Source organism: Acinetobacter sp. YH01008 (genome assembly GCF_013420435.1).
Taxonomy (GTDB): Bacteria; Pseudomonadota; Gammaproteobacteria; order Pseudomonadales; family Moraxellaceae; genus Acinetobacter; species Acinetobacter pseudolwoffii.
In genome coordinates, this window is record NZ_VOYD01000009.1 from 1 (window position 1) to 14,615 (window position 14,615).

At 40.7% G+C, this 14,615-nt stretch carries 16 protein-coding genes; 6 read left to right on the forward strand and 10 right to left on the reverse strand.

Annotation, left to right across the window (positions count from 1 at the left end; translation table 11 throughout):
* Positions 1–838 precede the first annotated feature (838 nt).
* The gene (locus FTT75_RS07035; RefSeq protein ID WP_005096809.1) at positions 839–1,180 is read left to right on the forward strand and encodes a hypothetical protein; all 342 of its coding nucleotides are present in this window, start codon (positions 839–841) and stop codon (positions 1,178–1,180) included.
* Between the two features lie 173 nt (positions 1,181–1,353).
* On the opposite strand, the gene FTT75_RS07040 is transcribed toward FTT75_RS07035, so the two are convergent.
* Positions 1,354–1,590, reverse strand: coding sequence for a hypothetical protein (locus FTT75_RS07040; RefSeq protein ID WP_180186168.1), 237 nt, complete (start codon positions 1,588–1,590; stop codon positions 1,354–1,356).
* A gap of 646 nt (positions 1,591–2,236) precedes the next feature.
* Positions 2,237–2,467, reverse strand: a complete 231-nt coding sequence (locus FTT75_RS07045) for a hypothetical protein (protein WP_004280185.1) — start codon at positions 2,465–2,467, stop codon at positions 2,237–2,239.
* A gap of 253 nt (positions 2,468–2,720) precedes the next feature.
* Here FTT75_RS07045 and FTT75_RS07050 point away from each other — a divergent pair, with 253 nt between their 5' ends.
* Both FTT75_RS07050 and FTT75_RS07055 read left to right on the forward strand, forming a co-directional pair.
* Positions 2,721–3,194, forward strand: coding sequence for a CinA family protein (locus FTT75_RS07050; protein WP_005171076.1), 474 nt, complete (start codon positions 2,721–2,723; stop codon positions 3,192–3,194).
* A gap of 98 nt (positions 3,195–3,292) precedes the next feature.
* Positions 3,293–3,913 (forward strand): aminotransferase, encoded by a 621-nt coding sequence (locus FTT75_RS07055; RefSeq protein WP_220387178.1) that lies wholly within the window; start codon positions 3,293–3,295, stop codon positions 3,911–3,913.
* Positions 3,914–3,965: 52 nt separating this feature from the next.
* On the opposite strand, the gene prpC is transcribed toward FTT75_RS07055, so the two are convergent.
* Positions 3,966–5,105: a 2-methylcitrate synthase gene (gene prpC / locus FTT75_RS07060; RefSeq protein ID WP_005096804.1), complete on the reverse strand. Its 1,140-nt coding sequence runs from the start codon at positions 5,103–5,105 to the stop codon at positions 3,966–3,968.
* Positions 5,106–5,109: 4 nt separating this feature from the next.
* Complete coding sequence (gene prpB / locus FTT75_RS07065; RefSeq protein ID WP_005096803.1) at positions 5,110–5,994, reverse strand: methylisocitrate lyase; 885 nt, start codon at positions 5,992–5,994, stop codon at positions 5,110–5,112.
* A 231-nt stretch (positions 5,995–6,225) separates the two neighbouring features.
* Between prpB and FTT75_RS07070 the strand changes: the two genes are divergently transcribed.
* The 3 genes from FTT75_RS07070 to FTT75_RS07080 all read left to right on the forward strand — a co-directional run bounded on the left by FTT75_RS07070 (position 6,226) and on the right by FTT75_RS07080 (position 8,484).
* The gene (locus tag FTT75_RS07070) at positions 6,226–6,873 is read left to right on the forward strand and encodes a TetR/AcrR family transcriptional regulator (protein WP_005171084.1); all 648 of its coding nucleotides are present in this window, start codon (positions 6,226–6,228) and stop codon (positions 6,871–6,873) included.
* Positions 6,874–6,986: 113 nt separating this feature from the next.
* Complete coding sequence (gene argF / locus FTT75_RS07075) at positions 6,987–7,907, forward strand: ornithine carbamoyltransferase (RefSeq protein ID WP_005171086.1); 921 nt, start codon at positions 6,987–6,989, stop codon at positions 7,905–7,907.
* 103 nt (positions 7,908–8,010) lie between these two features.
* A complete protein-coding gene (locus tag FTT75_RS07080; protein ID WP_005171087.1) occupies positions 8,011–8,484 on the forward strand; it encodes a hypothetical protein in 474 nt (157 codons plus the stop codon).
* A gap of 104 nt (positions 8,485–8,588) precedes the next feature.
* Here the strand turns inward: FTT75_RS07080 and FTT75_RS07085 are convergent, their stop codons facing one another.
* The 6 genes from FTT75_RS07085 to FTT75_RS07110 all read right to left on the reverse strand — a co-directional run bounded on the left by FTT75_RS07085 (position 8,589) and on the right by FTT75_RS07110 (position 14,518).
* Complete coding sequence (locus tag FTT75_RS07085) at positions 8,589–8,942, reverse strand: YnfA family protein (protein WP_005096798.1); 354 nt, start codon at positions 8,940–8,942, stop codon at positions 8,589–8,591.
* A 96-nt stretch (positions 8,943–9,038) separates the two neighbouring features.
* The gene (gene clpA / locus FTT75_RS07090) at positions 9,039–11,315 is read right to left on the reverse strand and encodes an ATP-dependent Clp protease ATP-binding subunit ClpA (RefSeq protein WP_005171089.1); all 2,277 of its coding nucleotides are present in this window, start codon (positions 11,313–11,315) and stop codon (positions 9,039–9,041) included.
* Positions 11,316–11,324: 9 nt separating this feature from the next.
* Complete coding sequence (clpS, locus tag FTT75_RS07095; protein ID WP_005171093.1) at positions 11,325–11,738, reverse strand: ATP-dependent Clp protease adapter ClpS; 414 nt, start codon at positions 11,736–11,738, stop codon at positions 11,325–11,327.
* 18 nt (positions 11,739–11,756) lie between these two features.
* Positions 11,757–12,506: a DUF6776 family protein gene (locus FTT75_RS07100; RefSeq protein ID WP_180186169.1), complete on the reverse strand. Its 750-nt coding sequence runs from the start codon at positions 12,504–12,506 to the stop codon at positions 11,757–11,759.
* Positions 12,507–12,583: 77 nt separating this feature from the next.
* Complete coding sequence (gene argC, locus FTT75_RS07105) at positions 12,584–13,639, reverse strand: N-acetyl-gamma-glutamyl-phosphate reductase (protein ID WP_180186170.1); 1,056 nt, start codon at positions 13,637–13,639, stop codon at positions 12,584–12,586.
* 201 nt (positions 13,640–13,840) lie between these two features.
* Positions 13,841–14,518 carry a M48 family metallopeptidase gene (locus tag FTT75_RS07110; RefSeq protein ID WP_180085324.1) on the reverse strand — a complete coding sequence of 226 codons (678 nt, stop codon included), beginning with the start codon at positions 14,516–14,518 and terminating at the stop codon, positions 13,841–13,843.
* Positions 14,519–14,615: the final 97 nt, after the last annotated feature.

Sequence of the window (14,615 nt, forward strand, 5' to 3'; positions counted from 1 at the left end):
GATAATCTTTTTCAGATTCAATCAATAATTGAACCGCTCTTTCTCTGATTTCAGGGGTATATTTTAATTTTGTCATCGGGATAGTCTCTCAGAATATTGACTCTCCGACAAACCCGGTACGGTTCACTTTTAGTCTTTTGATCCTTCTTACAATGATCATTGCCCATCATATGACACATTTTTTCTTTGCAAGATTTAAAACAACAACCTACCATCACACCCATGCCAAATGCACATATACATCTCATCATAGCTTTGCCCTGTCTTTTTATAAAAAGAGATATATAAATACCATCTATTCATGTTTCACTCTTGAGAGAATTTTCAGGCTTTATGTTGTATATGAAAACTTATGTGAAAGAGAATAATTAAAGTAAAAAGCTCTCATTGAGCAATCCGTGTTTATAAACAAGAAAAAGCCTGCTTAACTCTCCTAAATTAAGCAGGCTTTATAATGTGCTGATTTTCTAATTATTTTCATTAAGTTCTTGGAATGAAGCCAAGATATCACTGGCCCAGCAGTCAATCTGTGTGTGATATATAGAGGCTATGTTTCTAAATGTGCAATAAGCGTTACTTTTCTTAATTGAATGGCTTTAATTTAGGCAAAATATATTTTATTCGTTAAATTTTATGCTTAAGAGAAAACAGATGGACACTTTAGATCAATATGCATAACAATAAATTTGTTCATTTTTTAGGATAAAACTCCCTGTTGCTGTACTGTATGTGAATATCAGGAATTTTTGACTTCTTCTAAAGTTGGTAGATGACTGCTTTCTTTTTGGCTATTTCTCTCTATAATTTTTGATATGACAAATAACAAGATTTTGACATCATGATAAATCGTATACTGATTACTTTATTGATAAGTCTGACAATAAGTGGCTGCCAAAAGCAGCAAGCCGACAGTTCAGCGGAACCTGATCAAGCCCTCAAAGCCCAATTTGAACAATCAGATAATCAACTCAGTGCTTATCTGGACAAACTAGATTCTTCCAGTATTAGTCCAGAAGAAAGAACACGCATACTCTGTGAACAATATCCTAAAGAATATAAAACTCGTTATATGCCGGCTTTATTAAAACTTATGCCTCAGGAATATACAGAAAAAGGACTGCTTACAGATTTAGACAATGCCTTAAGCTTTTATAAGCAGAAAGCCAATATCCAGTGTTAATTCATACTGATTAACGTCTATAACCAAATTTTTACCCTAAAAAAACCGCCTAATTCAGGCGGTTTTTTTTATGAACGTACAGCTTAAACAGAATTAACGCTACAGTTTTGGCAGATCTTATGAATCATACCCACGCTGCTAGTTAATTCTATTATGGCTGCTAGTTCTGTTGATTATTCCAGATCTTGTTGAGATTGCTGGTTTTTTTTCTGATTACGCTGTGGCTGCTGTTGTTGCTGCTGATCGCGCTGTTGTTGGTTATTTTGTCCCTGCGGCTGTTGTTGCTGCTGGTTATTTTGTTGCTGGTTTGGGTTTTGCTGGTTGTTTTGCTGACGCTGTTGATCTTGCGTGCCTTGTTGGTTTTGCTGTTGTTGCTGTTTCTGTTGGTCTTGCTGTTGATTATTAGCCATGGTGTAACTCCTTACTATTTGCTTTAAATTAATTAAAAGCCGATAGAGTTTCGACTTAATATCTACTCTACGCATTTTTCAGAATTCTCTAACCTATAACCTGTTACAGATTAATTCAATGTAAAAAATGGTAAGCCAAGTAGTTGAAATCAAGATTAATAAGCAACATAAATTACTTTATCCAATAAAATAGACACATGATGAAAGATAATATGTTTCGAAATTTTTATTATTCAATAAAAGGAATAACTTAACCTGAGTAAAATATATAAAAAAGACATTTAAAATATTTTAAAAAATAACAATATATTATCAAGTAAAATATATTAAAAATCTATGCTCATGATATTTATGATTAAATTCAATAACTCAGCCTAAGTATTAATATTTTTAAAAATGGAATAAAACATGCAAAAGGTAATTTTTCTAAACAGTTTTTTAATAAACGAATATACGATACGTAACATTGAATCACGTATAACGACTAAGTTGTTTCCAATTTATCTTGACTTTAATAAAAGATATTTATCAATCAGACTGACATTAATTTTGGTAATTTTTTATTTTTAAAAAGCTTTTATTAACTTAATGTTAGCCAAATAATAAGCCTCTTAAAAAAAGAGGCTTATTCACTTTAAGGTTTATCTTAGATATTCACAACTTTAACAATAATCGTTTGGGTATCTTCCTGCTCTTCAGCCAGATGTAAACGTTTAAGCTCTTTGCTTTTTACTTTGAACTGTAAATTCTGATAAGAAATCGTGCTTGGAATCTGATCAAAATATTGACCATCAGCATCAATTTCTTCCTGAAATAATGGTGTACCCAATTGGTAGTCAAGACTTTTTAAGACTACATATTTTACTGTGGTTTTCATTCTAACGCCCTACTTTCACTAAGCACTTTATTTTTATTTTTACCACTGTTCAGCTTGAGAAGAAACCTCTATTTGAAAAAATAGTCTAAGCTTTAACCACTCAGGTTTTGTGATCAAATCAGTATCAAATTGTACTAATCCATGAAAAATTTTAACTTTCATAAAAATATAAATATACTCGGAGTTGAACGACAGAAAAAATCTGTCTAAATTAAGCTAAAACCACTCGGATCATAAAGAAAATATAGAGACTATGATAAAGACCTGTTGCAACTTACTCGAAGAGAAAAATATAAAAATTGCCTTTATTGAAAGTGCGAGCTCTGGATATCTATGTAGCCAGTTTTCCATCTGTAAAAGTGACGGCGCCGAAATTCTGGCTGGCGGATTGGTCTGCTACGATGTTGGTGTAAAAACTTCGGTATTAAACATTCCCCAGACTTTGATCAATAGTTACACTGCCGAATCCATGCCAGTTACTGTTGCCTTGGCAGAAGCGGGTAAAAAGATGTTCCGGGATGCAGACTGGATTATTGCCTGTACAGGTTTGCTTAAACCCGGTGGTAGTGCGACACCAGAGAAACCGGAAGGGACTTTTTTTGTAGCAATTAATGATGGTACTCAAGTGCATCAATTCCAGTATTATTTGAAAGGTACTCCACTCGAACGTCTGAATAAACTGTCTGCCGTGGTTGCACACGATATGATTAATCTACTCAATCATTAATCTAGTTTTATAATTACGCCGCAACAAGCTTCATTATTTCTACTGTATTTTAAGATAGATTAGCATGATCAAATGCTAATCTATTTTTTGCGGGTAGAATAACCATGAATATTAAAACTGCGCTGTTTCTGCTCCCTCTTGGCTTGCCCAGTCTGGCTTTTGCTACGGTCGGTGGCCCACAAAATATTGAAATTCTAGGCTATGAAGTCAAAGAGCAAAAGCTCTATGTCATGCGTCATTACCTTGATGGTCGTGGGCGCTTGCCACAGCTGTATTATTATAATTTTAAATCCGCAAAACCGAATCAGTTGATTCAGGTCAACTCCTTATATATCAATCCAAAAACCAAACGTATTGATTATGACCAAGACAGTCGCAAGTTTGATCAGGACATTGCCAAAATCAAAAAACGTTTAGTTCCACTGAGTCCGATTCAAAGTTCAAAGCCACAACTTAAAATTTTAAAAACCACAACAGGGACGGCAGCTGCCTGGTACGATCCACAAGAAAAAGTGCCAAAATGGACTTATCAATATCAAGTCAAATCTGGCTCACAAAAAAGTCCGACTCATCAAGCGGTCAGTTATCAGCAAGGTCTAAAAATTAGCCAGGCCTATAAAGTTCCTAAACAGAATAAAACGCTGGTGACAGTCAAGTATTTGGGGATTCCTTTTGAAACAGGCTATAGCATTGAAGATCCAGTCCTGTTAAGTCGATAAAAAATAAGGTCTCGATTGAGACCTTATTTTTTATTCAAGATATTAATAAATATTAAGCCGCTGTAGAACGCTCGGCGATCGGTACTACTTTACGCAGTTCAGGCCCAGTATAATCCGCGCTTGGACGGATAATACGGTTGTCTGCACGCTGTTCCATCACATGTGCTGCCCAACCTGTGACACGTGACATGACAAAAATCGGGGTAAACAGCTTGGTTGGAATGCCCATAAAGTGATAAGCCGAAGCATGGAAGAAATCGGCATTACAGAATAATTTCTTCTCACGCCACATCACTTCTTCGCAGCGCACTGAGACCGGATAAAGTACCGTATCACCGACATCTTTGGCTAAACGCTCAGACCAGATTTTGATGATGCCATTACGCGGATCATTGTCTTTATAAATCGCATGACCGAAGCCCATAATTTTTTCTTTACGTTCCAGCATGCCCAGCATTTCACGTTCAGCTTCTTCAGGCGAAGTCCAGTTTTCGATCATATCCATTGCAGCTTCGTTAGCACCGCCATGTAGAGGGCCACGCAAGGAACCGATTGCACCGGTAATACAAGAATGCATGTCAGATAAAGTCGATGCACATACACGCGCCGTAAAGGTCGAAGCATTAAATTCATGCTCTGCATATAGAATCAGAGAAACATTCATCACCTGTTCATGCAGTTCATTTGGCTTTTCGCCACGTAATAAATGCAGGAACTGTGCACCGATTGAATCATCATCCGTATTTTCTTCAATACGCACACCGTCATGGCTATAACGATACCAGTAACAGATAATTGCCGGTAAAGTGGCAAGAATACGGTCTGCAATATCCTGTTGCTGTTCAAAAGACAGTTCAGTTTCAAGATTGCCCAGCATCGACACGCCAGTACGCATCACATCCATCGGATGAGAATCGGCAGGAATACGCTCTAGCACTTCTTTTAAGGCTTGAGGTAGCGTGCGCAAAGATTTTAATTTGGCTTTATAGGCAACTAACTGCTCTGAAGTTGGCAGTTCGCCAAAGAAAATCAGATAAGCCACTTCTTCAAACTGGCAATGTTCAGCCAGATCCTGTACGTCATAACCGCGATAGGTCAGACCTGCGCCACTTTTGCCTACAGTTGAGAGTGAAGTTTTCCCTGCCACTTGTCCACGCAATCCTGCGCCGGTGAGTACTTTTCCTTCAGCCATTTTTTTAATTCTCCTGTTTAAACAGTTTATCTAATGTGTCTTCGAAGCTGTGATAATCTAAAAATTCGTAGAGTTCTTTGCGTTGCTGCATAATATCCAGCACATTCACCTGAGTGCCGTGTTCACGCACCGAACGCATCACTTCAAGGGCTGCCTTTTGCATGGCACGTGTCGCTGATAATGGATACAGCACCATGCCAATACCCTGCTCTGCCAACTCATTTACCGTATAATACGGTGTATCACCAAATTCGGTAATATTTGCCAAGACTGGCACACCAACTGCATCGCATACGGTGCGATACATGGTGATATCGGTCATCGCTTCGGCAAAAATTGCATCTGCACCCGCTTCAACACAGGCACAAGCACGATCAATCACCGCTTGCAGGCCTTCTTTTTGTAGCGCATCGGTACGCGCCATGACCACAAAGTTTGCATCGGTTTTCGCATCGACCGCCGCTTTAATACGATCGACCATTTCCTGCTGTGACACGATTTCTTTATTTGGACGATGACCACAACGCTTTTGTGCCACCTGATCTTCAATATGCACCGCGGCTGCACCAGCTGCAATCATCTGTTTGATCGTGCGAGCAATATTTAATGCACCGCCCCAACCGGTATCGATATCGACCAATAAAGGTGTATCAACACGCTCTGTAATCCTGCGTACATCTTCCAGAACATTATCCAGACTGGTCATGCCCAGGTCAGGCAAACCATAAGAATAATTCGCGACACCCGCACCTGATAAATAAATGGCTTTATAACCGACTTGTTTGGCCATCATGGCAGCATAGGCATTTACCGTACCCATAATTTGCAATGGTTTCTCGACTTCAAGTGCTTGTCTAAATCTTAGACCTGCAGACATTTGTTCTGTCATCTTCCTTTTCCACAGTCTTGGCTATAATTATTGAAACTCGAGTATACTCATTTGACTTGCTCATTCCACAATCTGATAGAACAAATACTCTAAAACTTTAGTCAAATTTTTAAGTTTTACTTTACCTAATCCGGCAAATACTGCGCTTATGCGGTGCAATTATGAAATATGTACATATATTTGCTATGATGGCGTTTCAATCTTTATTGACATGTTGATGTATTATCTCCTATGCAAGACCTCGTCCTAGAACCGCTCGCCAAAGACCTGCCGCAGACCAAACGTGGTCATGAGCGCTGTATTGCGCTGCTGAACAGTGCAACCGAGCTGTTTCTGGAACGGGGTTATGATGCTGTGTCTCTCGATGATATTGTTCAGCATGCAGGTGGCTCCAAAGCCTCCATTTATAAGTACTTTGGCAATAAAGAAGGCTTGTTTAAGGCCATCTGTGATTATCGTCGTATCAAGTTTTTTGAAGATATCAGCATTCCGATCGAACTGATGGCACTGGATTTTCGTAGTTATCTGGTTCACACCTTGCTGAATTTTTATCATCAGATCATGCAACCTGAAAACTCAGCCTTTATGCGTCTGGTTCTGGAACAGAGTCAGCGTAATCCAGAACTGGCTCAGCATATTCATGAACATGGTCCTGTACATGTCCAGAGTGCGATTGCCACTGCTTTAGAACAGGCAGATGCACAAGGCTTATTGCATTGTGAAAATCCGCAATATTCGGCTCAGCTATATTTTGGTATTTTGCGTAATCTGGAATGGCGCATCCTGATGGGAATTTCCATACAAGAAGATGATCAGGAAATCGACAAATACATCAGTTATTGTGTGGATCGCTTTTTAGACGGTCATCAAAAAGTCTAGTTTTTTTGCATTTTTCATTGCTTATAGTATATTAGCCGATTCCGTATTTTTTCTTAAACTAACCAACAACTGATTGTTGATCGAGTTTTTCGGCAATTATTGTGGAGTAACGAATGGCTCTCCGTCACTTTCTCACCTTACGCGATTTATCAACTTTAGAACTTAACCAGATTTTGCAACGCGCAATTGAGCTTAAGCGCAAACAGCATAACAATGAAGTGTTCCAACCATTTGTTGGTAAAGTGATGGGCATGATTTTTGAGAAATCGAGTACCCGTACGCGTGTTTCGTTTGAAGCTGGCATGAGCCAATTTGGTGGTAGCGCAATTTTCCTGTCTTCTCGCGATACCCAGTTAGGCCGCGGTGAACCGATTGAAGATTCTGCACGCGTGATCTCAAGCATGCTAGATATCGTGATGATCCGTACTTTCGGTCATGATATCGTGGAACGTTTTGCATCTTATTCAAAAGTTCCTGTGATTAATGCTTTAACAGATGATCACCATCCTTGCCAGTTACTTGCTGACATGCAGACCTATGTAGAGCAACGCGGCTCAATCGAAGGTAAAACTGTTGCCTGGATCGGTGATGGCAACAACATGTGTAATTCATATATTGAAGCAGCACACATGTGGGGCTTTAATCTGAAAATTGCAGCGCCAAAAGGTTATGAACCACAAGAAAAATTCCTGTCTGAATTTGCGCATTGTGTTGAACTGGTCGATACCGCGGAAGATGCAGCCGTGAATGCTGACCTGATTGTGACTGACGTTTGGGCAAGCATGGGCCAGGAAGAAGAACAAAAAATCCGTGAGAAAGCCTTTGCAGACTATCAAGTGAATGAACGCCTGATGGATCTTGCGCATCCGGATTGTTTGTTTATGCACTGCTTACCTGCGCACCGCGGCGAAGAAATTTCAGAAAACTTGCTTGACCATAAAAATGCCGTGGTTTGGGATGAAGCTGAAAATCGCTTGCACGCACAAAAAGCCCTGGTTGAATTCCTGATTAATGAAAATCTGAAAAAAGACTAAATTAAAAGCTGAATCTTCACAAATTAAGCACCAATCTCTGGTGCTTTTTTTGTCTCAGCTCTTATAATCATGATTGAAATGGAATAAAAAGTGATGTTATACAATGCAAAATAAATATTGGGCCTTGGCACTATTGGCAGGTTTTAGCAGTGCCACCTTCTCCGTTCATGCTTCTGAATTTGACCAATATCTTCAAGAAAAAAATATTATTGACAGCAAATTTAAAATTCAGAAAAAAGCTGAACTGAATGAATTACTCGCGGTACTCAGTGCAGAAGATTCCAGAACTTTACCTTTACAGATCGATCAGAATACAATTATTGAACAATTACAGTTAAGTGCCAATAAAACCACATTGAAAGGTTTAATCACCACACCGGATTTTAGCCAATTTGAAAAAGATCTGGGCCGCAAAGAAGTGATGAAAATGATCCGTAATAATCTGCTCAATAATTGCGAGATTTTCTTTGAGCATCGCTATCAGATTGAAAACCCATACAAGGTCGAGCTCAGCCTGAGCTCGCAAACACAAACCTATAAAACTGATATTTCCCAGAAAGATTGCAAATTGAAATAGTCTAAAGAAATAAGATATTGGCTTTTATTCAGGATTAAAACATCAAGAAAACAAAGAGGTCGCTATAGCTGCCTCTTTTTGATGAGGTTTGCTGTTATATCCTGCTAACGCACCAAACCTTGCGGCTGTAGAATTATAATCAGTGCCCCCAGTATTACCACCATCCCGCCAAGCAAATCCCAACGTGACAGTGTGACTTGATCAACGAAGCGCAACCACATTAGCGCCGAAAAAATATAGATGCCACCATAAGCGGCATAAATCCGTCCAGAAGCAGCCGGATGCAAGGTGAGTAGCCAGACGAAAGCCGCCAAAGCCAGAGCTGTTGGAATCCACAACCAGTGACTTCTTCCCTGATTTAAAATCAGGTAGGGAAAATAACAGCCTAAAATTTCCATCAATGCCGTGACCAGAAACAGGCAAAAAGTGGTGAGCAGCTTGGTAATTTGAATATCCATGATTTGTCTTTTGAACTGTATGAATGAATGTGATGATTTAAAATATGAGTGCATGAAAAAACCCGTGCTTGCACGGGTTTTATTTTTTCATATTGATTAAGCAGGTTCAGCAGTCTGGTCTTCAAAGACTTCAAGTTTTAAGCCAACAGCTTTACCATTTTCTTTCTTCACCGACACTGCAACATTACCGCCATTTTCAGCCAGTTCACCAAACAGGATCATTTCTGCCAATGGTTTTTTCAGGTGTTCCTGAATCAGACGCTGCATTGGGCGTGCGCCCATTAAACGGTCATAGCCTTGCTCTGACATCCATTCACGCGCACTCTGATCCACTTCCAGCATGACTTTCTTATCATCAAGTTGCGCTTGAAGTTCGGTCAGGAATTTATCCACGACATTTTCAATGATGCTGCTTGGCAATGCCTTGAACTGAATCACGCCGTCAAGACGGTTACGGAATTCCGGAGAGAAGGCTTTCTTCATCGCTTCCTGGTTATCGTTGCTATTGTCCTGTTCCATAAAGCCAATGCTAATACGTGAAATACTTTCAGCACCAATATTGGTGGTGAGGACTAGGACAACATTACGGAAATCCGATTTACGTCCGTTATTGTCAGTCAAGGAACCATGATCCATAATCTGCAATAACAGGTTAAAGACATCTGGATGCGCTTTTTCGATCTCATCAAGCAATAGCACACAATGTGGATTTTTATGGATCGCATCAGTCAACAAACCACCCTGATCAAAACCGACATAGCCCGGAGGTGCACCGATTAAACGCGACACTGCGTGGCGTTCCATGTACTCGGACATATCAAAGCGAACCAGCTCTACGCCCATCTGCTTAGCCAGCTGCTTGGTCACTTCGGTTTTACCGACACCGGTTGGGCCAGCAAAAACAAAGCTGCCCACAGGTTTATCTGGAGATTTCAAACCGGCACGAGACAGTTTAATGGCAGACGCTAAAGCTTCGATCGCTTCATCCTGACCAAAGACCACCCGTTTCAGATCGCGCTCAAGATTTTCCAGTACGCTCTTGTCATCTTTAGAGACCGTTTTTGGTGGTATACGCGCAATTTTCGACACGATATCTTCGATGTTTTCTACCGTGATCAAACTGTCATCTTGTTCAGCTTTTAAACGGCGCTGCGCACCTGCTTCATCAATCACGTCAATGGCTTTATCTGGCAAGAAACGGTCATTGATGAACTTCGCAGAAAGTTCAACCGCAGATACCAATGCCTGATCGTCATATTGCACATGATGGAAATCTTCAAACTTCGATTTCAAGCCACGTAGGATATCAATGGTTTCAGAAATAGATGGCTCATTCACATCGATTTTCTGGAAACGGCGTGACAAAGCATGATCTTTTTCAAAGACCTGACGGTATTCCTGAAAAGTGGTTGAACCAATGCAACGTAAAGTGCCATTGGCCAATGCAGGCTTGATCAGATTCGATGCATCCATGGTGCTGCCCATACTGGAGCCTGCACCAATAATCATGTGAATTTCATCAATAAACAGCACAGCTTCAGGTTTCTTTTTCAGCGCATTTAAAAGCTGTTTCAAGCGTTTTTCAAAGTCACCACGGTATTTTGTTCCGGCAACCAATGCTCCAATATCCAGACTGAAAATTTCAGCATTTTCGAGTGGTTTTGGCGCTTTACCATTAACGATCAACCATGCCAAACCTTCTGCAATCGAGGTTTTACCGACCCCCGGATCACCGACAAGAAGTGGGTTATTTTTACGGCGGCGGCACAGAATTTGAGCGGCACGTTCAATTTCTTTTTCACGACCAATCAGTGGATCGGTCTTGCCCTTTTGCGCTTCGATATTGAGATTAGTCGTATACAGTTCAAGCGGACCTGAACTGGCTGAAGATGCAGACTCACCATCGAGGTCTTCAATTTCTTCTTCACCCTGTACTTCTTCTTTACGCGTACCATGAGACAGGTACTGAGTTAGCGTAAGGCGATTAATTTGATGACGTTTCAATAGATAGACGGCAAATGAGTCACGCTCAGAATACATCGCAACCAGAATATCAGCACCTTCTACAGTCCGATCACCACCGCTAGATTGCACGTGAAAAATCGCGCGCTGCAAGATCCGGTCAAAACTTTCTGTTGGGTGTGGTGCCTGATCACTATTTTCACCAAGCTTAGGGGTATGCTGTTCTACGTATTCTTCTAATTCCTTGCGCAACACGATAATGTCTGCGCCACATGCTTTAAGCGCATTTACGGCAGAGTCATTGTCAAGCAAGGCTAATAATAAATGTTCTACGGTCAGGAACTCATGTCTCTTTTGACGAGCCATGCTGACAGCCAAACGTAGTGATACTTCTAATTGACGACTGAGCATGTAACCCCCTTAATCTTTAGGCTCTATTTGGCAAAGTAATGGATGACCTTGTGATCGAGCATAATTATTGACTTGGTTCGCTTTGGTTTCCGCAATGTCTCGAGGATAGACCCCAGCTACACCCTTTCCTTCATAATGTACAGTTAGCATTACTTGTGTAGCTTGGTCAAGATTCATTGCAAAGTATTGTTGTAAAATTTCAATTACAAATTCCATCGGGGTATAGTCGTCGTTCATTAAAACGACAGCATATAAGGGCGGACGTTTCAGTTCTGGCGGTGCAGTCTGCACAGCAAGGTCAGAATCATCACCTTCCAGAGGTTCATTTGCTAAACGCGGGCTGATATGCCAATCAACAATTCCAGATTCATAAAAAGAATTTTTGATATCACTTAAACACATTTGACGTTTATTGCTTGGCATAAGATTTATATTTCACACTTAATTTGCATTTGCTTCGGTTTTCGGAATTTCTGACAAGGCGGCAGACTGATTTTCAACTGCTTTGCCCTGTTCCCAGCTAAAACGACGGATCACCGGTTTGGCACCGCTGAGACGTATCTCAATAAATTCTGGCTTAAAGCCTTTTGGCATGCTCCAGCGACCGGTTAAACGCTCATAATTTTCAAAATTAAAGTTTTTGTCTTCCAGTGGCACCACCAGAATTTCAGTCCCTTTAATCAAGCGTAATTCAATACTCCCGGAGGCACGACTTTTGCCTGGACTGACCTGAACCAGATCAATCTGATATTCAAAGGCATTTTCCGGCAAAGGTTTAATCGACAGGTTTTGAACCGCCAATGCCAAACCACCACGCTGACGCAAAATTTCGCGATAAATGGTTCCGACACTTTCAGCCTGCACCTGTTCATCACGCGCCTTGGTCATGGCCAGATAGAGATCATTGGCATTACTCACCGCCAGATCACGCTCCTGAACCGCAGTATTCAGATTCTTATTTAATGTTTCCAGACTGGCTTTTTGTGTCTGTACCACATCGACCAGTTGCTCTGCATCTGCATCATAACCCGCCGCAGTCAAACCCTGACGGTGTCCTACGGTATATCCGAGCACACCACTACTCAAGATCAATACAGCCGCACCAATGACCAAGGGCGTATTGCCTTTCATCAAAGATTTTTTTGCAGCTGGTTCCTGAGGAATGGTCGTATTTGACTCGTTATTCGGCATTTTGATCTCTTGTTTGCTTTATTCAAGACACACATTTAAATCCAAATCTAAATGTGTGTGAAGTTCTAATACGTTTCTTATGGTAATAAACCAATATTATTTAAGCCAGCATCTTCGGCAAATCCGAACATCAGGTTCATGTTTTGTACGGCCTGACCTGCTGCACCTTTCACCAAGTTATCCTGTACAACCAAGACTACCAGCTTGGTCGGTTGCGGCTTGTACAAGGCTATACGCAACTGATTGGCACCACGCACTGAACGGGTTTCTGGTGAGCTGCCTGCTGGCATGACATCGACAAAAGTTTCATTGGCATAGAACTGTTCATACAATGCCTGTAAATCTGCTACTTGTCCTGCTTCAGTGAGATCGATGTAGATGGTCGACAACATACCACGGATCATTGGCACCAAATGCGGAACAAATAAAATGTGATCAAACACATCTTTTTGACCTGAGATATTTTCCAGGGCTTCGACAATTTCAGGGTGATGGCGGTGACCTGCTACGCCATAGGCTTTAAAGTTATCGGCATTTTCAGTATAGATGCCGCCCAAGCTTGCTTTACGACCTGCACCCGACACACCTGATTTCGCATCAATAATAATGCTTTCAGGTTTCACTAATGCGTCACTTGATGTTAATACTGGCGCCAGACCCAACTGAACCGTGGTTGGATAACAACCCGGGTTTCCAACTACATTGGCCTGTTTAATTTGTTCACGATTCAATTCAGATAAACCGTAAACAGAGTCTTTTAACAGTTCTGGACAAGCATGTTGCATGCCATACCATTTTTCAAACTGTTGCAGATCTTGTAAACGGAAATCTGCCGCCAGGTCAATGACTTTGGTCTTTGCAGCCACAAGCGCTTCGGCATGTTTCATTGCAACACCATGCGGCGTTGCAAAGAACACGACATCACATTTTTTAAGTTCATCGATATTTAAATCTGAATATTGAAGATCGGTATGTCCGCGTAAGCTTGGGAACATGTCATCTACACGGCGACCATTTTCGGTACGTGATGTTAGTACATTCACCTGTACATTTGGGTGTCGTAGCAAAAGACGCAACAATTCAACGCCTGTATAACCTGTACCACCGACAATACCAACAGTAATCACGATCACTACCTCAAATCAAAGTTTCCATTTCGTAACTGCGTAGTATGACAGGAAGTTGAGGTTTTCTAAACTGTTTCAGCGGGGATTACTGGTTTTTTATAAGTACTGAACACAATTTCAAAATTAAAGAGAGATGGAAAAGTAACATCTATATTGCTTAGGCTATTTTAAGCCTTTATTTCCCTCTCATTCTCTATTCAGTTCAATTTAAGCTTCCCACCAATATGGCAACGGCGTATTTTTTAGCATTTTCCGATGCTGTTGAAAATTTGCATCATATTTCTGAACTTCCGCCCAAAACCTTGGACTATGATCAAAATATTGGGTATGTGCCAGTTCATGTACCGCGACATAACGGGTAATTTCTTCGGGAAATAACACCAAAGCACTATTCAGCATAATGTCATGCTGAGCAGAACAACTTCCCCACCGGGTTTTGGGTTGGCGAATATTGCACTTCTTAAAAGGCAGATTGCATTGCTGTGAGACAAGATTTAAATATAGGGGAAGCTGGTCTTTGGCATAGCTGATGACAAAGGCTTTTAAATATTCTTCAGGATGTCGATCACTGACACAGAGCTGTAACTTCTCAGAATCGAAAACAAAGTTATGTTTCTGGCTTTGATAATGAATCTGAACTGGCACGTTTAAATTAAACAACTGCAGCTCAGTTGGTAGCGTTCGGTCTATTTTTTGGACTTTTTCCTGCTGCGATTGCCAGGTTTTAATCAGCCATTGTTCTGATTGTTTTAAAAATTCTTGAACCTGGCGCTGTGTACAAAACTGCGGCACAGTTAATTTAATTTGCGTCGGCTCTACACGCAGTCTTAAGCGTGTTGCGCGTAATTTTCGAGTAATTTGGATTTCAGGCAGGTTTGGGGTCATATTTTATTGATTTTATTTTTAATCCTCCCTAACCCTCCTTTTTCAAAGAGGGGCTTTTAAAAATCTCCCTTCTTGCACTTGTTTTAAAGCAGTGCTT

Bases quoted from the DNA above. Each gene is read 5' to 3' on its own strand.
- FTT75_RS07035 (WP_005096809.1), top strand. From the start codon at position 839: ATGATAAATCGTATACTGATTACTTTATTGATAAGTCTGACAATAAGT.
- FTT75_RS07040 (WP_180186168.1), bottom strand. From the start codon at position 1,590: ATGGCTAATAATCAACAGCAAGACCAACAGAAACAGCAACAACAGCAA.
- FTT75_RS07045 (WP_004280185.1), bottom strand. From the start codon at position 2,467: ATGAAAACCACAGTAAAATATGTAGTCTTAAAAAGTCTTGACTACCAA.
- FTT75_RS07050 (WP_005171076.1), top strand. From the start codon at position 2,721: ATGATAAAGACCTGTTGCAACTTACTCGAAGAGAAAAATATAAAAATT.
- prpC (WP_005096804.1), bottom strand. From the start codon at position 5,105: ATGGCTGAAGGAAAAGTACTCACCGGCGCAGGATTGCGTGGACAAGTG.
- prpB (WP_005096803.1), bottom strand. From the start codon at position 5,994: ATGACAGAACAAATGTCTGCAGGTCTAAGATTTAGACAAGCACTTGAA.
- FTT75_RS07070 (WP_005171084.1), top strand. From the start codon at position 6,226: ATGCAAGACCTCGTCCTAGAACCGCTCGCCAAAGACCTGCCGCAGACC.
- argF (WP_005171086.1), top strand. From the start codon at position 6,987: ATGGCTCTCCGTCACTTTCTCACCTTACGCGATTTATCAACTTTAGAA.
- FTT75_RS07080 (WP_005171087.1), top strand. From the start codon at position 8,011: ATGCAAAATAAATATTGGGCCTTGGCACTATTGGCAGGTTTTAGCAGT.
- FTT75_RS07085 (WP_005096798.1), bottom strand. From the start codon at position 8,942: ATGGATATTCAAATTACCAAGCTGCTCACCACTTTTTGCCTGTTTCTG.
- clpA (WP_005171089.1), bottom strand. From the start codon at position 11,315: ATGCTCAGTCGTCAATTAGAAGTATCACTACGTTTGGCTGTCAGCATG.
- clpS (WP_005171093.1), bottom strand. From the start codon at position 11,738: ATGCCAAGCAATAAACGTCAAATGTGTTTAAGTGATATCAAAAATTCT.
- FTT75_RS07100 (WP_180186169.1), bottom strand. From the start codon at position 12,506: ATGCCGAATAACGAGTCAAATACGACCATTCCTCAGGAACCAGCTGCA.
- FTT75_RS07110 (WP_180085324.1), bottom strand. From the start codon at position 14,518: ATGACCCCAAACCTGCCTGAAATCCAAATTACTCGAAAATTACGCGCA.